Annotated in this window: 14 protein-coding genes; 10 read left to right on the top strand and 4 right to left on the bottom strand. The window is 60.8% G+C overall.

What is annotated here, in order from left to right; all coding sequences use genetic code 11:
- Window positions 1-44: 44 nt before the first annotated feature.
- Complete coding sequence (locus CCOY_RS08170; protein ID WP_092100269.1) at window positions 45-1208, bottom strand: S1 family peptidase; 1164 nt, start codon at window positions 1206-1208, stop codon at window positions 45-47.
- A 217-nt stretch (window positions 1209-1425) separates the two neighbouring features.
- On the opposite strand from CCOY_RS08170, the gene CCOY_RS08165 reads away from it, so the two are divergent.
- Together CCOY_RS08165 and CCOY_RS08160 are read left to right on the top strand one after the other, a co-directional pair.
- Entirely contained in the window at window positions 1426-2724 is a 1299-nt protein-coding gene (locus tag CCOY_RS08165) for an HNH endonuclease signature motif containing protein (RefSeq protein ID WP_092100267.1), read from the top strand.
- Between the two features lie 42 nt (window positions 2725-2766).
- The gene (locus tag CCOY_RS08160) at window positions 2767-4149 is read left to right on the top strand and encodes a DNA polymerase IV (RefSeq protein ID WP_092100265.1); all 1383 of its coding nucleotides are present in this window, start codon (window positions 2767-2769) and stop codon (window positions 4147-4149) included.
- Here CCOY_RS08160 and CCOY_RS08155 read toward each other — a convergent pair.
- Window positions 4138-5031: an asparaginase gene (locus tag CCOY_RS08155; protein ID WP_070816410.1), complete on the bottom strand. Its 894-nt coding sequence runs from the start codon at window positions 5029-5031 to the stop codon at window positions 4138-4140. The two genes, CCOY_RS08160 and CCOY_RS08155, sit on opposite strands and share 12 nt — an antisense overlap.
- A 75-nt stretch (window positions 5032-5106) precedes the next feature.
- On the opposite strand from CCOY_RS08155, the gene CCOY_RS08150 reads away from it, so the two are divergent.
- Window positions 5107-5703 (top strand): WKL family lipoprotein, encoded by a 597-nt coding sequence (locus CCOY_RS08150; protein ID WP_070570073.1) that lies wholly within the window; start codon window positions 5107-5109, stop codon window positions 5701-5703.
- A gap of 1 nt (window position 5704) precedes the next feature.
- Here CCOY_RS08150 and CCOY_RS08145 read toward each other — a convergent pair whose 3' ends face one another.
- The gene (locus CCOY_RS08145; protein ID WP_092100261.1) at window positions 5705-6625 is read right to left on the bottom strand and encodes a hypothetical protein; all 921 of its coding nucleotides are present in this window, start codon (window positions 6623-6625) and stop codon (window positions 5705-5707) included.
- A gap of 63 nt (window positions 6626-6688) precedes the next feature.
- Between CCOY_RS08145 and lspA the strand changes: the two genes are divergently transcribed.
- From lspA to dnaE, 7 genes are all read left to right on the top strand, one after another.
- Window positions 6689-7195 carry a signal peptidase II gene (gene lspA / locus CCOY_RS08140; RefSeq protein ID WP_092100259.1) on the top strand — a complete coding sequence of 169 codons (507 nt, stop codon included), beginning with the start codon at window positions 6689-6691 and terminating at the stop codon, window positions 7193-7195.
- The gene (locus CCOY_RS08135; protein ID WP_070422209.1) at window positions 7188-8114 is read left to right on the top strand and encodes an RluA family pseudouridine synthase; all 927 of its coding nucleotides are present in this window, start codon (window positions 7188-7190) and stop codon (window positions 8112-8114) included. Before lspA ends, CCOY_RS08135 begins: the two co-directional genes overlap by 8 nt.
- Entirely contained in the window at window positions 8095-8613 is a 519-nt protein-coding gene (locus CCOY_RS08130) for a hypothetical protein (RefSeq protein ID WP_092100257.1), read from the top strand. The genes CCOY_RS08135 and CCOY_RS08130 overlap by 20 nt, the downstream gene beginning before the upstream one ends.
- Window positions 8614-8651: 38 nt before the next feature.
- The gene (locus tag CCOY_RS08125) at window positions 8652-10241 is read left to right on the top strand and encodes an efflux RND transporter periplasmic adaptor subunit (RefSeq protein ID WP_092100255.1); all 1590 of its coding nucleotides are present in this window, start codon (window positions 8652-8654) and stop codon (window positions 10239-10241) included.
- A gap of 162 nt (window positions 10242-10403) precedes the next feature.
- Complete coding sequence (locus CCOY_RS08120; protein ID WP_070422382.1) at window positions 10404-11114, top strand: ABC transporter ATP-binding protein; 711 nt, start codon at window positions 10404-10406, stop codon at window positions 11112-11114.
- Complete coding sequence (locus CCOY_RS08115; protein WP_070771487.1) at window positions 11115-12383, top strand: ABC transporter permease; 1269 nt, start codon at window positions 11115-11117, stop codon at window positions 12381-12383.
- 33 nt (window positions 12384-12416) lie between these two features.
- Window positions 12417-15977, top strand: a complete 3561-nt coding sequence (gene dnaE, locus CCOY_RS08110) for a DNA polymerase III subunit alpha (RefSeq protein WP_092100253.1) — start codon at window positions 12417-12419, stop codon at window positions 15975-15977.
- Window positions 15978-16404: 427 nt separating this feature from the next.
- On the opposite strand, the gene CCOY_RS08105 is transcribed toward dnaE, so the two are convergent.
- A complete protein-coding gene (locus CCOY_RS08105) occupies window positions 16405-16899 on the bottom strand; it encodes a hypothetical protein (RefSeq protein WP_092100251.1) in 495 nt (164 codons plus the stop codon).
- Window positions 16900-16904: the final 5 nt, after the last annotated feature.

Below are 16904 nucleotides of genomic sequence, written 5' to 3'. Positions count from 1 at the left end.
ATCCTGACCCGGACCACTATGCAGCGGCATAGTGTTTTTAGGGGCTAGCCGTGAAGCGTGAGGCCCCAGTGCTGCATTGCGCCTGCGATTTCCATGCCGCTGGTGAGCGTCTTGTTGTAGTCGCTGCCGTTCGACGTCACCCCTAGCGCCCATGCGTCCGTGCCGTCGAACGCGAAGATCGCGCCTCCGGAATCGCCTCTGTCAGCGATGTTGCGAAACACGAATTGGCCGGCCCTATCTACCTCGACGAATTTGCCGCAGGAGTAGCCAGTGGTGGCACCGAGACGGCAAATGGTCATGTTGCCTTGCCCCGCTTGGGCTGGGGTGATCCAGCCCTTCAATCGGGAATTTACGGGCAGTGCGGAATCCACGTACGGCTTGGCATCGTCGTAAATCTCAATCAGTCCGATGTCGGTGCCGATAAAGCCCGTGTTGTCGCGCTCGTAGAAGGATTCGACCATCTCGCCCACAACCAGTGACCCGCCGTATTGGTTATTGACGTAGAACTGGTCACCCACATCGCCGCAGTGCCCGGCAGTAACGATGAATGTGCGGTTCTCCCGCGACGCGATAAAACCAGTAGAGCAGTAGCTTTTGTTCACGTTGTAAATCTTCGCGCCAGGTACAACCTTGCCCGGAGCCTCGAGAAACAGCCAGTCCTGTTTGTTGTGATAGTAAATGCCCAGGTTGTCGTCCCTGCCGGTTACTCCCGCGCCGTTGTTTCGTGGGTCGATGCGCTGCGGGTCCACGGCCTGCGCCTGTGGTTGCTGCGGCTGTGCGTGCTGTCGCTGTGCTTGCCTTGTGGGGCTGGATTCCGATTGCGGGGCGAGAAAGTTCTCGGGAGGGAAATAAAAACTGCTCACTTGGGCGTCGGAGTCGTCGATCCTGCAACGGAATGTGAATTCACCGATGTATTCGTCATTGCTGAGAAAACCGGAGATCTCGCTGTCGAACGACTGTCCCGTGATTGCGTCGGTGGGCACCTCGTGTGCATAGACCGTTAGGGCGTCGTAGGCAACGCCGTCGGCGGTGGACGCGTTTCTGGCGGCGTTCTGACATAATTCGGCGACCTCAGTCGGTGTCAGTTTGGTCTCGGGAGCATCGGCGGCGATATCTTCTGCACCGGAACAGGCAGTGAGCGCAGTGAGCGTGGTCGCGGATGCGAGCGCTACCGAGATTAACGTTTGGATGATCTTCACAGATGTCATGGTGACACATCGTGGCGACGAATGTGTCGACTATGCAGCGGCATAGTTTTTCGAACAAAGAACCGCCGTCTGCTCCAAACTATGCAGCGGCATAGTGAAAAAGCTGCGCAGCCAAGGTGGGGGAATGGCCTCTTTGGGTAGATTTGAGGAAAACTATTGACTCGAACACCTATACGATATATAAAGGTGTCAATGTTTGTAAACAAGGGGTGTGAACATGACAGTTGCAGTGAGCCAGTGGGTGGCTGATCGAACGAGTGATTTGTCGGCAGAGGTGCTCGAAGACCGGATTAAGGTCAACCACCTTTCGGCCAATCACCATCGTGCGCGGATGCTTGAAGCAGTCGGGCAGTTCGATGAGCAGGATCTCGCGTCGCAGTATGGGGAGAAGTCGACCGCGACGTGGTTGCGTAGGGAACTCAACCTGCCCGAACCGACGGCCTTTGAGTATGTGAGGGTTGCCCGGGGCCTGCGCAGGTATCGCCGGTTATTCGAGGCGTTTGAGTCTGGGGTGATGCCGTATTCGACGGTTCGTTTTGTCCTGCAGTTTCTGGACGAGCAAAACGAAGAGGAGCTTGTCGCTCTTGCGTTGTCTCTGGCGTTTTCGGACCTGAAACTTGTGCTCGCCGGTGCCGGGCCGAAAGACGATGAGCCGACCGAGCCCTTCGCCCGGGCCAGCGAGTGCGACGATGGCATGCTTGCGTTCGAGGCCCGTCTTCCCGCCGTGGCTGGGCAGAAACTTCTGACCGCGCTGAAAATGGCGCAGTTGGCCAGTTTTGGTCTGGAGGACGTCGATCCGGAGGATCTCAACGATCCTGAAAAGGTGCAACTGCTTATCGACGACGCCACCAACGCCAAGGATGCTGTCGCCTCTGAGCAGGATCGCGAACCACGGAAACGGACAAAGATCACCGCCGAAGACATCGCGAAGACGGTTTCGCGCTACGGGCCTCCGGAGAAACAGGACGTTTACGCAGCGTTGCTGGCCATGGTGGATATGGTGCGGGCTCACCCGATTAGTCCGCTTCGTAGCCCCGGTGTGCAGGTTAATCTCATGGTGAATCAGGGCGGGGGCTGTTGGATGCCCGAAAACCGTGCCGCACGGTCAGAGGATGTGCGAAGCTACCTTGCTAACGCCGTGGTGCGGTTGCACTTGATGGACAAACATGGGCTGACCATCAACGTCGGCCGTGCACAGCGGTTCGCCACTGACGGCCAGGTGCAGGCGTTGCTAGCAACGTGGGGGTATCAATGTGCCATGCCTGGGTGCTCGCATCGCCGGTTTATTGAGATCCACCACATCCGAGAATGGGAGCATGGTGGCTCGACCAACATGGATAACCTCATTCCACTGTGCTCGAGTTGTCACTCGCAGGTTAGCCACGGGACGATCACAATTGAAAGCAGGGGAACCGACTTGTTCTTCACGTTTAACGATGGCGCGCGGTTTGTTTCCCGCGGGCGAGGGTTGCCGCGTCGCCTGGATTTCATCACGGGTACCTCATTCGATGAATGACGAAATTGGAACTCGGTGGTAGCGGTGGTGCACAGTGGTGGCATGACTCGCTGGGTGCTGCATATCGACATGGACGCGTTCTACGCGTCATGTGAGCAGCTCACCCGTCCCACGCTGAAAGGGCGGCCAGTGCTCGTTGCGGGTGTGACCGGCCGCGGGGTCGTGGCGGGCGCCAGTTACGAGGCAAGAAAGTATGGGGCGCGCTCCGCCATGCCAACACACCGGGCGGCACGTTTGGTGGGGCCAAAAGCAGTTCTTGTGGCACCCCGGCGGGCGGTGTACACGACCGCGTCGAGGCGAGTGTTCGAGGTGATTAGCAAGCACGTTGATGTGGTGGAGCAACTGTCTATCGATGAAGCCTTCATGGAGCCAGCTGAGCTCATTGGTGCTACCCCTGACGAGGTGCGTGAGTGGGCGAACCAGTTGCGCGCGGAGATCAAGGAGGAGACTGGCTTGCCGAGCTCGATCGGAGCTGGGTCGGGCAAGCAATACGCCAAGATTGGTTCGGGCCGTGCGAAACCGGACGGAGTGTTTGTCATCCCGCATGAAGAACAGTTAGAGATCCTGCATCCGATGCCGGTCAATGAGCTGTGGGGTGTGGGGCCGGTGACGGAGGCGAAGTTAGCGTCGGCGGGGATCGAGACGATTGGGGATTTGGCGGCGCTGACCGAGAAAGAACTCGATATCGCGATTGGTGGTGCGGTGGGCAAGCAGCTGTGGTGGCTTGCTCGCGGTGTGGATGAGCGGCCGGTTGCCCCGCGTGCTGTGGCGAAGCAGATCTCCTCCGAGCACACCTACCCGAACGATTTAACCCAGCCGTCGGAGGTAGACACTGCGCTGGAACGTGCGGCAGCGGATTCGCATCGACGGTTGCTCAAGGACGGGAGAGGGGCTCGCACGGTGACAGTGAAGCTGCGGATGGCGGACTTTCACATCGAATCCCGCTCGGCGACCCTGCCGTATGCAACCGACGATGCGGAAACCCTGCTCGCAACGGCGTTTCGACTGGTGCGTTACCCGGACGAAGTCGGGCCAATCAGGCTTGTCGGGGTGTCGTATTCGGGCCTGGAGGATGCGCTGCAGGATGTGTTGTTTCCGGAGTTGGATCAGGAGATTGTGAAGCCGGCGCCGGTGGCGGAGGACTACGAAACTGGGGTGAGTGACCACACCGCACCCGTAGGGCTAGAGGTGGTCTCGGAGATGGGGGATACGCCGGGGCAGTGGCGGGCTACCCAGGACGTGTTTCACCCTGAGTTTGGGCACGGTTGGGTGCAAGGGGCCGGCAAGGGATGGGTCACGGTGCGGTTTGAAACGCGCGCGACGGGGCCTGGCAGGGTCAAGAGCTTGCGTAGCGACGACCCCGCGCTCGTCCCGGCCGACCCCGTCGATTCGTTGGCGTGGGAGGACTGGCTGTCAGAGCAGTGAGCTGGGATTCACACCGGTGGCCAGGGCGGTGAGCAGTGCGATACGAGCTTGGCCGGGGGAGAGATGGCCGGCGGGCAGCGCGCCGAGGTCGCCGAGGGTAGAGCCGCCACCTGCGCCGCCGTAGGCGAAGGTCACTGCACCGTAGGGGGCAGAAGTGGCAATCACTACGGGGATGCCGCGGCGCAGCATGTCGCGAAGTGCTTCGCCGGTGCCGTCGGAGACGTTGCCGGCACCGAGGGCCTCGACAATGACGCCGTCGGGGGACTTCGAGGCGACAAGATGTGCAACGGTGCCGTCGTCACCCGGCCATGCACGCAGGATCGGCACGAACAAGCCGTCCAATGGCGCAGCGGGGACAGGCATAGGTCGGCGCAGTGAAACGGGGACGTCGAAGGCGTCCAGATCGGTAGTGTGCCGCTTGCGTAGGCCGCGTGCAGGCAAGGTTGCGCCACCGAAGTGAACGAAGGCGCCACCGCCGCGTTGGGTGGCGGCCACCTCGATCGCGCCACGCAGGTTTGCGGGTCCATCAGGGTGGGGATGATCGGCGGAGCGCATCGCACCGGTCAACACGACGGGCCGTTCATCGCGGTGGACGAGTTCTAACGCGAGGGCGGTTTCTGCCAAGGAGTCGGTGCCGTGGGTGATGACGAGGCCGGTGAGGGTGTCGTCGTTAAGCAATGCGCTAGTGAGCGCACGAAGGCGGTCGATGTCGGCGAGCCCCATTGACGACGAATCCAGGCTCGCGATCTCGCGAGTTTGCACGTCACGGGTGGTTTCGCTACGGGCGACAAGTTCATCGGCGGACAAGGTCGGCACAAGCGCCCCGGACACATCGGCGGTGGAGGCGATGGTGCCTCCGGTGGAGACAACGTAGACGGTCATGTGCACCAGAGTGCCAGAAATGGGCTTCAGTGCAGTAACGTTGAGCAAGTCAATCAAGGTATGCAAGGAGAACACGTGAAAGCACAGCGATTTGCTGCGGCACTTGCAGCGGCCAGCCTCGCGCTGGGTCTGACCGCCTGCTCGGGCGAGTCCGACAACACGGAGAACACCACCACCGCAGCCGAACAGGCAAGCGCATCCGACGCAGCGCCCGTGGCAGAAATGCCCACCGCAGAAGAGCTCAACGCAGTCCTGCAGCGCGCTGCCGACCCGAACCTGCCCATCGCAGAACGCGCGAACACCGTCCAGGGTGGCGAAACCACGCCGGAACTGTTCGATCTGATGACCCAGTCTCAGCAGGAATCAGGCGCGAACTTCCAGGTGGTCAACCCGGTGTTGCCGGGCTACACCACCAACTCGGTGTTGGCGACGGTGAACTTCACCCGACCGGACGCGGAATCGCAGCTGGCTGAGGATGTGGAGTTTGTGTACGAGGAGGGCCACTGGAAGATCTCGCAAAGCTGGGCGTGCTTCCTGGTCAGCAACACCTTGCCGCCGGAGCAGGTGCCGGACATGTGCAACACCGGCGCACCGGCCGCACCGGCCGCACCGGCTGAGGCCCCGGCCGAAGCCCCAGCCGAGCAGGCGCCTCCGGCAGCTCCTGGCCTGTAAGTTAAGCGCCGTACCGCACAGCCCGCGTGATGTCTTGGACCACGCGGGTTGTTTGCTCCCCGCCGGAGTACACCAGGTGGGTTGTCGCTTCCACCTCGCCTGACACTGGCAACGGGCGGGAGAAATCGACGGTGATGTGCCCCTTCGACGTGGTGGAAGAGGACTCCACCTCGATGTGCTGGCCGTTGAGGTCCCCGGCGGCATCGGCGTCGATCGTCATGTCCTTTTCCGAGGGGCGTTCCTCGATGTCGACGGCGAGGTCAACGGTGGAACCGGTAAGCGACTCGACAGTGTAGGTGGTGGTGCGCAACATCGTGTTGTCGCCGGCGACTCGGTTTTCCACCTTCCACACGCCACCCTCACCGATTGGTTCGGTGGGGAACACGACGTTTTGGGTGATCAGCGCCAGCAGGGCGGGCTCCACATGCTGCAGGCCGCGCTCCGGTGCTTCCGGTGGGGCGAGCAGTTTGATGGTGGAGATCTTCCCAGAGTCGTCGCCACGCCAGCTCATGCGGAAGCCTTCAGTGGCGGCGACGTCCTGACCGATGTCCAGGTTGGAGTGTTTGCCGGCGCCGACAGTGAAGTCGATTCGTCGAGAAGCAGCTGCTTCTCCCTCGCCGGGTTCAGGTGCGTCGCCAACCGAGATGTCCAGCGGCAACGTCGTGATCGCCACATCGCCGCCCCGGACCTGATCGCCCACTGTCTGCGCGACACCGGACGAGACCGCAACCGTGGTGGACCAGGGCTCGGCGTTCTCGGTGTACGACAACACGCGAGCATGTTCGCCCGTATCGACGACAGTGACACCCGGCTCGTCCACAGGGAACGCGGGCACGCCCTCGATCAGGTCTTCCTCGCCCGCGCATGCGGTGAGGGACAGTGACAAAGCAACGGCGGCAACGGCGGCAGTTAAACGAGACATCTTTAAGAACGTACCGCACGGCATACGCAGGGGTAGCGTCCGAGGCGCTAAGGTGGGACGGCGATGGAACAGGCAACGAAACCCCGCTCGACACCCCGCTACCTTGGTGTCGTGATCGCTGTGATGCTCATCGTGGCGGCGCTGGACCAGCTCCTGAAAATCATCATGGTCGCATGGCTGGAACCCGGAGTGCCCCACCCAGTGATCGGAGATTGGTTCCGCTTCTACCTGCTGTTTAACCCGGGCGCCGCATTTTCGATGGGGCAGAATTCGACGTGGTTATTCACCACCCTCCAACTTGTGTTTGTCATTGGTGCGCTGTGGTTTGGTCCTCGCATGTCCACACGTTGGGAGGCGTTTGGTCTAGCGCTGGTCGCAGGTGGCGCACTGGGCAACCTGTGCGACAGGTTGTTCCGTGAGCCTGGATTCTGGTTCGGACATGTGGTGGACTACATCTCCGTAGGCAGTTTCGCGGTGTTTAACCTGGCCGATGCTGCTATTACGGTCGGTGTGGTGGTGTTTGTCGTGGCCACCTTTGTTGCAGAGCGAAAGGGGGACAACGATGGGTAAGTTCCGGGCGCTTCCAGTGCCGGAAGGGCTGGACGGGATGCGTGTCGATGCTGCGATGTCGAAGCTGTTCGGTGTCTCCCGTGCCGTCGCCGCAGAAATCGCCGCGAACGGTGACGTGCTTGTCAACGGCACTGCTGCACAGAAATCGGAACGAGTCCACACAGGCGCCATGCTGGAGGTCACTCTGCCGGAGCCGAAGCGGGCGCCGCAGCCGGTCACCGAACTCGTTGAAGGTCTGGAGATCCTGTACAAGGATGCCGACGTCATCGCGGTGGATAAGCCTGTGGGTGTGGCGGCGCATCCGACCTTGGGCTGGGAAGGCCCCGATGTGGTCGGTGGGTTGCAAGCCATGGGATTCACGCTTCCCGATGCCGGCCCGCCGGAGCGCAAGGGCATCGTGCAGCGTCTCGACGTCGGCACATCCGGCGTCATGATCGTTGCCGCAAGCGTGCCCGCTTACTCCGCGTTGAAACGCGCCTTTAAAGAACGCACCGTGGACAAGACCTATAACGCGTTGGTGCAGGGGCTGCCGGACCCGACAGTTGGCACAATCGATGCACCGATCGGACGCCACCCTTCCGCCGGGTGGAAGTTTGCCGTCACGCAGGACGGCCGGCCGAGCGTGACCCACTACGAGGTAATTGAAGCGTTCCGCCGGGCGAGTCTCATCGAGGTGCACCTAGAAACGGGCCGGACCCACCAGATCAGAGTGCATATGTCCTCGGTGGGCCATCCCTGCGTGGGAGATCCGATGTATGGGTCGGACCCGACTCTGTCGAAGCAACTCGGGTTGAAGCGCCAGTGGCTGCATGCCACCAGCCTTGGGTTCGTCCACCCGCGTACCGGTGAATATATGGAGGTCACCTCCGAGTATCCGGAGGACCTTCGTGTGGCGCTTGATGCGGTCCGTAACGGGTAGGCGGGTCGTCGCAACGCTGCTTGCAGCTGTTGTTGCGCTCTCAGCGTTGTGGGCGATTGGCGTTGCGACGCCACCATTGCCATCTGTGCTGCAAGGCGACACCCTCGGGCCCGAAGACGGGGAAGAGAACTACAAGCAACGTGCCGACGAAACCTTGCGTGCCGCCGACGCCCCCGCGTTCGCGCTTGTGACGTTCGATACAGCATTATCTGCTCACGATGCTGCGGTGGCGGTTGCGCCGGCGCGCCGGGCGAGTGCTCTGGTCGCGGACGGCGGAGCGCCTATCGCGGTTGGTGAACCGCCGGCGGGGCAGCTACGTGACGAAATCTTCCAGCAAGCAACCACGCAGCCAATTGACGCAGTGATCGTTTACGGTTCAGGCGATGAACTCCGCGCGGTTGCCGAACAGCCAGCTGTTTTCGCCGTGGAAGTATTGCCTTCTGATGCTGTGTGGGGAGCGTTTGCATTGACCCGAAACGTCTCTGGGGGCCGTGTATAGTTTGCGGAGTTATATGCCTGCTACCGGGAGGAGACCCCTTGGCTTCCGAGACCAATCACTCGACCGCACGTCGCCGGCTGACACGCGTGAGCCTGGCAATTGTCACGTCGTCCGCACTGCTGCTCGGCGCGTGCGGATTCGGTGGCGATGGCAACGGCGAAGGCGAAGGTGACGGGCTGCAGCCCGGCGATTACACCGTCGTGTCCCAGGAAGGCGTCTCTGACAGTGTTGTCGTCTCCGGCAAGATTGAGCCGGTGCGCACGGTCAACATCACCTCCGCGGTGCAGTCTGAGGTAAAGAGTGTTGCAGTGAAGGCTGGCGACAGGGTCCAGGCGCAGCAGTTCCTCGTTGCCATGAATACCGAGGAGCTGGAGCGCCAGTTGGCGGTCCAGCAAAAGCAGCAGGCGAACGCGCAGGCTGATGCGCAGGCCAACGTGCAGCAGGCGCAGCAGCAGTTGAACGCGTATCAGGCAAGCATTAACAACGGGACGCACCCGGCGATTGCTGCTGCCCAGGCGCAGGTCGACCAGGCGCAGGCGGCTTACAACGCTGCTGTTGCTGCAGAGGGCGGCCCGCGCTTGATCAACCGCGGCATGGCGGCTGTGGAGCAGATGGCGGGTCAGATCTCCTCGCTTGGCAATGCGACGGCAAAGCCGGGTGTTCCAGCACCACCGGCACAGCCGGCACAACCGGCTCCGCAAGCTCCGGCGCAGCTCGCTGGTGGTTCTTTGAGCAAGCAGGAGGCTCAGGCGGCGCTGCAGCAGGCTCAGGCGGAACTTGAGTCCGCACGTGCGCAGGCGGCGCAGGAACGTGACCAGTTGCAGGCGCAGGTGAACTCCGCTACCCGTCAGGCCGAGTCGGCGCAGCTTGGCGAGGGCGACGGCACCCTCGAATACCAAGTCCGTGAAGGCACCGTGTACGCCCCGATCGCGGGATTGGTGACCGAGGTTTCCGTGCACGAAGGCGACATCCCGCAAGGCAAATTGCTCAGTATTGCCGACGATTCCTCCCTGGTCATCCGGGCAGACGTCCGTGAGTCGGACGTGCCAAACATCTCTGTCGGGGACCGGGTTGATTTCACGTCGACCGCAACTGGCAAGAAGCAGTTCAAGGGCAAGGTCACGCGCATTGCGCCGGCCGCGAGCGGTTCTGGTTCTGCTGAGGTTCCTGGCATGGCGATGGGCGGCGGCGGATCGCAAAATTCGAGCGAGGTGACGTTCCCGGTCGAGATCGAAATCACCGGCGACAAGGAAGGTCTGCTGCTGGGTGGTACCGCGCGTGCGGAGATCATTACCGCTGAGGCGAAGGACGCGCTCAACGTCCCGCTCGACGCCGTGTATGAGGAGGACGGCAAGAAGAAGGTTCTCGTCATGGCAACCGAGGGCGAAGATGCGACCTCTGGCAAGGTCGAGGAACGCATCGTGAAAACCGGTGCGTCCAACGACGTCGACATTGCCATTACGGGCGGCGACCTCAAGGCTGGCGATATTGTTGTGAACTGGCCGGACGAGTACCGCGAGCGTATCGGGGAGACCGTTGAGATCAACGACCCGAACTTCGACCCGGAGAAGATCCGCGAGGCTCGCGAAGGCAAGAAGAAGCAAGACGGCGAGAAGGAGCAGCCGTAAGTGTTTCGCAGGAAAAAGCGTCCGCTTGACGACGACACCCTGACCGACACGACAGACACCCACGACCCGTTCTTCCTCGACGGCGAAGAAGACCCAGCCGATGAAGACGAACCGGTAGTTGAAACTGTCCCGGTGGAGGAAGTCGTCGATACGCAGCCGCGCATGGAGAACACCGGCAGGTTGATCGACATGCGCCGGATCGTGAAGACGTACAACGTTGGCGAGCCGAGCGAACTGACCGTACTGCACGGCGTGGATTTCTACGCTGAACAGGGCGAATTTGTTTCTATCGTGGGTCCTTCGGGCTGCGGTAAATCGACGTTGATGAACCTAATCGGCATGCTTGATCGCCCCACGGAAGGTGCGTATGCCTTCAACGGCGAACCTGTGTACGCGAAGCAGGACAAGGAACTGGCGCATTACCGCAGCCAAAACATCGGATTCATTTTTCAGAACTTCAACCTCGTGGGCCGCATCGACGCGCTGCAGAACGTGGCCATGCCGATGATGTACGCCGGTGTGCCGAAGCGCGAGCGCGAGGAGCGCGCCGCCGAACTGCTGGATCGCATGGGCATGGGGGATCGGTTGCACCACAACCCCAACGAACTTTCGGGTGGCCAGAAGCAGCGTGTGGCAATCGCACGCAGCCTGGCCAATGACCCAGGGCTGCTGCTTGCCGACGAGCCCACGGGCGCCCTGGATTCCAAAACCGGACGCATGGTCATGGATCTGTTCCACGAACTCAACCAGGAACTGGGCAAAGCCATCGTGTTTATTACCCACAACCCGGAGTTGGCTGAAGAAACCGGCCGGATCGTGGAAATGATGGACGGAAAAATCGCTCGTGTGCGCCAGCCGGGTGGGGTGAACTAGGTGAATATTCGCGAATCGCTACGGTTGGCGCTGTCCAGCCTGAATACCAACAAGTTGCGCTCGCTGCTGACGCTTTTGGGCATCATCATCGGCATCATGGCCGTGATCATCATCATGACGTTGGGCCGTGCCCTCGAGAACGATGTGATGGGTGGTCTGGAAGACGCCGGCACGACCACGTACCCGGTGATGGTGCACGAACGCGCGGAAGAAGGCGAGAAATCCGAGGACCCGTTTGCGGCGTTTGATCTTGCCCCGCCGACAAACGAGAACGATGCTGTCACGTTTGATCAGCTCAACGAGCTGCAAGCGTCGTTCGGCGACCGCGTGCAAGGCATCGATCTGGAGCTTTCCGGTGGTGGTGACGCACAGGTCGGGGACAACACTTCAAGTGTGTCGATCTACCCGTCGCTTGCGAGCTCGCTCGACATGCGTGGCCTGAAGGTTCAGTACGGTCGCGGGTTGGATCAAGACATCATTGATAGTCGTCGCCCCGTTGCCGTTGTGTCGCCAGAGCTGGTCGAGGCGTTGTTCGACAACGATCCGAGCAAGGCGCTCGGCTCCCGCTTCGACCTCATCATCCACGGCAAGCCGGCGGTGTTCACCATCATCGGTGTGCTGGAAAAATCGGAGAGCCAGCCCATGTTCGGGGAAACCGCGTTTGCGGACGCCTACATTCCGGTCACGGCCGCGGACAGGGTTGGCTTGGAGGCGGACTGGGTGTCGTCGTTTAGCGTGCGTGCTGCTGTGGATGAGGACCCGGAGGCGTTCCGCGCAGACCTGCAAACGTACCTGGATCGCATGTACGCCGGTAACGACAACTACGAGGCCGAGGTGTTCGATATCTCAGCGAGCCTCGAAGGCTTGACGACGATCTTCCGCACCCTGTCGACCGTGCTCTCCGCAATCGGCGGCATCTCGCTCCTCGTCGGCGGTATCGGCGTGATGAACATCATGCTGATCACGGTTACTGAACGCACCCGCGAAATCGGCGTGCGTAAAGCGCTCGGCGCAACCCACAATGATATTCGTGTCCAGTTCATCGTCGAGGCGATGCTGGTGTGCCTCATCGGCGGCGTCATTGGCGTCATCCTGGGTGGCGCTGTCGGCATGATCGCCAGCTCGGCGCTTTTGGAAATGACATGGCCGCCGATCGGAGCCGTGGTGTTCGCGCTGCTGTTCTCGCTGGCGACCGGTGTGTTCTTCGGCGCATACCCTGCGTCGAAGGCCGCGAAGATGCAGCCCATCGACGCGCTGCGCTACGAATAATTCGGACTTGCGTAGCCGTCTAAGATGAGCCGCATGGCCAAAAAATCCTCCTTCGTTCATCTTCATAACCACACCGAGTTCTCCATGTTGGACGGCATGGCAAAGGTGGACTTGCTGGCTGAGGAGGTGTCCCGCCAGGGCATGCCAGCAGTCGGCATGACCGACCACGGCAACATGTTCGGCTCCAATGCGTTTTACCGTCGCATGGTCGATGCTGGTGTGAAGCCGATCATCGGCATTGAGTCTTACATGGCACCGGACTCTCGTTTTAATAAGAAGCGTGTGCTGTGGGGTACGCCGGATCAAAAGCGTGACGATGTCTCCGCGTCCGGCGCATACCTCCACCAGACCATGCTCGCCGAGAACGCGACGGGTCTGCGCAACCTGTTCAAGCTGAGCTCCCTTGCGTCGTACGAGGGACAGTTGGGCAAGTGGCCTCGCATGGATGCGGAACTTATCGCCGAGCATGCTGACGGCATTATCGCGACCACTGGCTGCCCGTCCGGTGACGTGCAAACTCGCCTGCGTCTAGGCCAGTTTGACGCCGCGTTGGAGGCTGCGGCGATGTGGCAGGACATCTACGGCAAGGACAACTACTTCCTTGAACTGATGGACCACGGGTTGCACATCGAACGCCGCGTGCGCGACGACCTGTTGCGCATCGGAGAGATGCTTGAACTGCTGCCGCTGGTGACCAACGACTGCCACTACGTCCTCGAATCCCAGGCGCCCGCGCACGAGGCAATGCTGTGTGTCCAGACAGGCAAGACGCTGCTGGATCCGGACCGCTTCAAGTTTGATGGCTCCGGCTACTACATCAAGACTGCCGAACAGATGCGTGAGTTGTGGGACTCCACCGTGCCTGACGGGTGCGACAACACCCTGTGGATCGCGGAGCGTGTCGGCGACTACAGCGAGTTGTGGGAGGAACACCCGCACGATCGCATGCCGATCGCGGACGTGCCGGAGGGACACACCCCGACGACGTGGCTGCGTGAGGAGGTTCGCCGCGGACTGTCGGAGCGTTTCAACGGGGGAGAGGTTCCGCAGGAATACACCGAGCGTGCGAACTACGAGATCGACGTCATCGACATGAAGGGCTACCCCTCCTACTTCCTGATCGTTGCGGAGCTGATTAAGCACGCTCGCGAGATCGGCATTCGCGTTGGTCCGGGTCGTGGTTCCGCCGCTGGTTCGTTGGTTGCGTATGCGTTGACCATTACAAATATTGACCCGATGGAGCACGGCCTGCTCTTCGAGCGATTCCTCAACCCGGAGCGTCCCTCCGCACCGGATATCGATATCGACTTCGACGATCGCCGCCGCGGCGAAATGATCACCTACGCCGCCGAGCGTTGGGGTGAGGACAAGATCGCCCAGGTGATCACCTTCGGCACAGTGAAGACAAAGCAGGCGATTAAGGACTCGGCGAAGGTGAACTTCGGCCAGCCGGGCTTCCAGATGGCCGACCGCATCAACGGTGCCTTGCCACCAGCAATTATGGCGAAGGATATTCCACTGTCCGGCATCACCGATCCGGAGCACGAGCGCTACGCGGAAGCGGCTGAGGTTCGCTCGCTGATCGAGACAGATCCGGATGTGGCCAAGATCTATGAAACCGCCCGTGGACTTGAAGGCGTTGTGCGCCAAGCAGGCGTACACGCGTGTGCTGTGATTATGGCGTCTGTGCCGCTGATGGACCACATTCCGATGTGGAAGCGTCCTGCCGACGGCGCGATCATTACCGGTTGGGACTATCCGGCGTGCGAGGCCATTGGCCTGCTGAAGATGGACTTCCTCGGCCTACGCAACCTGACAGTGCTTGGCGACGCGCTGGAGAACGTGGAGAAGAACCGCGGCGAGACCATCGACCTTGAAGCCTTGGACACCGACGACGAGGCGGTGTACGAATTGCTGTCTCGCGGCGACACTCTCGGTGTGTTCCAGCTCGACTCCGGCGGTATGCAAGAGTTGCTCAAGCGCATGAAGCCGACGGGCTTTAACGATATTGTCGCCTCGCTCGCTCTGTACCGTCCGGGCCCGATGGGTGTGAACGCTCACTGGGACTACGCCGACCGCAAGAATGGGCGCAAGCCGATCACTCCGATTCACCCGGAGCTTGAGGAGCCGCTGCGCGAGATTCTCGACGAAACCTACGGCCTGATCGTCTACCAAGAGCAGATCATGAACATCTCGCAGAAGGTAGCCAACTACACGGCTGGTCAGGCAGACGGCTTCCGTAAGGCCATGGGTAAGAAGAAGCCGGAGGTGCTGGCGAAGGAATACGAAACCTTCTCTGCCGGCATGTTTGAAAACGGCTACTCCAAGGAAGCCGTCGATGCACTGTGGGGAACGATTGAGCCGTTCGCGTCGTACGCGTTTAACAAGTCGCACGCCGCAGGCTATGCGTTGGTGTCGTACTGGACTGCCTACATGAAGGCGAATTACGCCGCCGAGTACATGGCCGCGCTGCTGACCTCTGTTGGTGATAAGAAGGACAAGTCCGCGATTTACCTGGCGGATTGCCGCCACTTGGGCATTAGCGTGTTGCAGCCAGATATTAACGAGTCTGAAGAGAACTTCATGGCTGTCGGCAAAGACATCCGTTACGGACTTGCGGCTGTGCGAAACGTCGGTGCGGAAGTGGTGGAGTCCATCAAAGAGACCCGCAAGTCCAAGGGGCACTTCACCAGCTTCTCTGACTACCTGGACAAGATCGATCTCCTTCCGTGCAACAAGCGCATCACGGAATCGCTGATCAAGGCAGGCGCGTTCGATTCTTTGGGTCACCCGCGTAAAGGCTTGATGCTGATCCAGGAAGACGCGGTGGACTCAGTCTTGGCGACGAAGAAGGCCGCTGACAAGGGCCAATTCGACCTCTTCGCGGGCCTTGGCGGCGAGGACGGTTCCGCGAACTCTGCGTTTGCCATTGAAGTACCTGAAGACGAATGGGACCGTAAGCACAAACTCGCCCTCGAGCGCGAAATGCTTGGCCTATACGTGTCCGGGCACCCGCTTGATGGGTACGAGGAAGCCATCGATGCACAGACCGATACGCAGCTCACCACCATCCTGTCCGGTGAACTGCGTAACGGCGCAGAGGTCACCATCGGTGGGTTGATTTCGAATGTGGACCGACGCTTCTCTAAGAAGGACGGTTCTCCCTGGGCGATTGTGACCATCGAGGATCACCACGGCGCACAGGTGGATGTGCTGCTCTTCAATAAGGTATACGCGCTTGTGGCTCCGCAAATTGTGGAGGACAACATCATTTTGGTCAGAGCACATGTCTCAATTCGTGACGAGCGCATGAGCTTGTTTGGCGACGACGTCAAAGTCCCCGAACTTGGCCCCGGCAACGGTGCTGGCCTACCGCTTCGTCTAACGCTGCGGACGGACCAGTGCACCATCGACAACATTTCGAAACTCAAGGGAGTGCTGTCGAACAACCCAGGCGACTCAGACGTCTATCTCAACCTGGTCAACGGCGAACACAGTCAACTGATGATCCTCGGCGACCATTTGCGAGTGCACCGTTCTGCGAGCCTGATGGGTGATCTCAAGGCAACCCTGGGTGCGGGGATCTTGGGCTAGGGGAAACTATGCCGCTGCATAGTGTGCTCGTTTGAGGCTCGTGCGGTGGTGACTATGCCGCTGCATAGTGCGCGGGCTCGAGGTTCCAGCGGTAGTGACTATGCCGCTGCATAGTCGGCTTCGGTGATTCTCTGCGGGCGTACCGCGCCGCGAGCTTGTCGGGTGACGCCTTGGGAACCGGGATGTTGGGTTAGGGGAAACTATGCCGCTGCATAGTGCGCGGGCTCGAGGATCCAGCGGTAGTGACTATGCTGCTGCATAGTCGGCTTCGGTGATTCTCTGCGGGCGTACCGCGCCGCGAGCTTGTCGGGTGACGCCTTGGGAACCGGGATGTTGGGTTAGGGGAAACTATGCCGCTGCATAGTCGGCACAGCAAAATGCCCGCTGGCATATTGCACAGCGGGCATGAGGAGATGAAGCGCGTGTCTTACTTGAAGAACTTACGCAGTGCCTCGCGACCACCAGGGATCGAGTTGATGAAGACAACCAGGCTGCCAATTGCAGCACCAAGCGTCGTCACAATCACGCTGATAGTCGTGATTGATTTCAGGATCTTTTCCTCGTTATCGACAGGGCCGATGCTTCCGTGCGGAGCCAGCGTTGCCGAAGGCTCAGCGGTCACCTTCGTCGGTGTAGGAGCGGTCGTGGTCTCCTTCGTCGTGGTTTCGGTCGACTGGTTGGTGGTGGTTTCCTCCGACGTCTCAGTAGTCGTCGTCGAGGTGGTGGTTTCCTCCGTGCCCTCGGAAGGTGTCGGTTCCGCCGGCGCCTCAGTGGTCGTCGTCGGTGCCGGTTCCGAGGTGGCGGTGGTAGTTGCCGAAGTGGGTTCGGATGTGGTGGTCTCTGCAGCGAGAGCTGAAGTGCCAAGAGCGCCAGCGGCGACGGCGGCACCGGCTGCGGAAACCAACAGAGTGCGGAGCTTCATGCTTG

This window comes from Corynebacterium coyleae (genome assembly GCF_030408635.1).
In the GTDB taxonomy this organism is placed as follows: domain Bacteria; phylum Actinomycetota; class Actinomycetes; order Mycobacteriales; family Mycobacteriaceae; genus Corynebacterium; species Corynebacterium coyleae.
Note: the sequence above shows the minus strand (reverse complement) of the source record. Positions and strands in the feature narration are given on the sequence as shown.

Excerpts from the sequence above, each read along its gene's own strand:
- CCOY_RS08170 (WP_092100269.1), bottom strand. The coding sequence starts at position 1,208 with ATGACATCTGTGAAGATCATCCAAACGTTAATCTCGGTAGCGCTCGCA.
- CCOY_RS08165 (WP_092100267.1), top strand. The coding sequence starts at position 1,426 with ATGACAGTTGCAGTGAGCCAGTGGGTGGCTGATCGAACGAGTGATTTG.
- CCOY_RS08160 (WP_092100265.1), top strand. The coding sequence starts at position 2,767 with ATGACTCGCTGGGTGCTGCATATCGACATGGACGCGTTCTACGCGTCA.
- CCOY_RS08155 (WP_070816410.1), bottom strand. The coding sequence starts at position 5,031 with ATGACCGTCTACGTTGTCTCCACCGGAGGCACCATCGCCTCCACCGCC.
- CCOY_RS08145 (WP_092100261.1), bottom strand. The coding sequence starts at position 6,625 with ATGTCTCGTTTAACTGCCGCCGTTGCCGCCGTTGCTTTGTCACTGTCC.
- lspA (WP_092100259.1), top strand. The coding sequence starts at position 6,689 with ATGGAACAGGCAACGAAACCCCGCTCGACACCCCGCTACCTTGGTGTC.
- CCOY_RS08135 (WP_070422209.1), top strand. The coding sequence starts at position 7,188 with ATGGGTAAGTTCCGGGCGCTTCCAGTGCCGGAAGGGCTGGACGGGATG.
- CCOY_RS08130 (WP_092100257.1), top strand. The coding sequence starts at position 8,095 with ATGCGGTCCGTAACGGGTAGGCGGGTCGTCGCAACGCTGCTTGCAGCT.
- CCOY_RS08120 (WP_070422382.1), top strand. The coding sequence starts at position 10,404 with ATGGAGAACACCGGCAGGTTGATCGACATGCGCCGGATCGTGAAGACG.
- dnaE (WP_092100253.1), top strand. The coding sequence starts at position 12,417 with ATGGCCAAAAAATCCTCCTTCGTTCATCTTCATAACCACACCGAGTTC.
- CCOY_RS08105 (WP_092100251.1), bottom strand. The coding sequence starts at position 16,899 with ATGAAGCTCCGCACTCTGTTGGTTTCCGCAGCCGGTGCCGCCGTCGCC.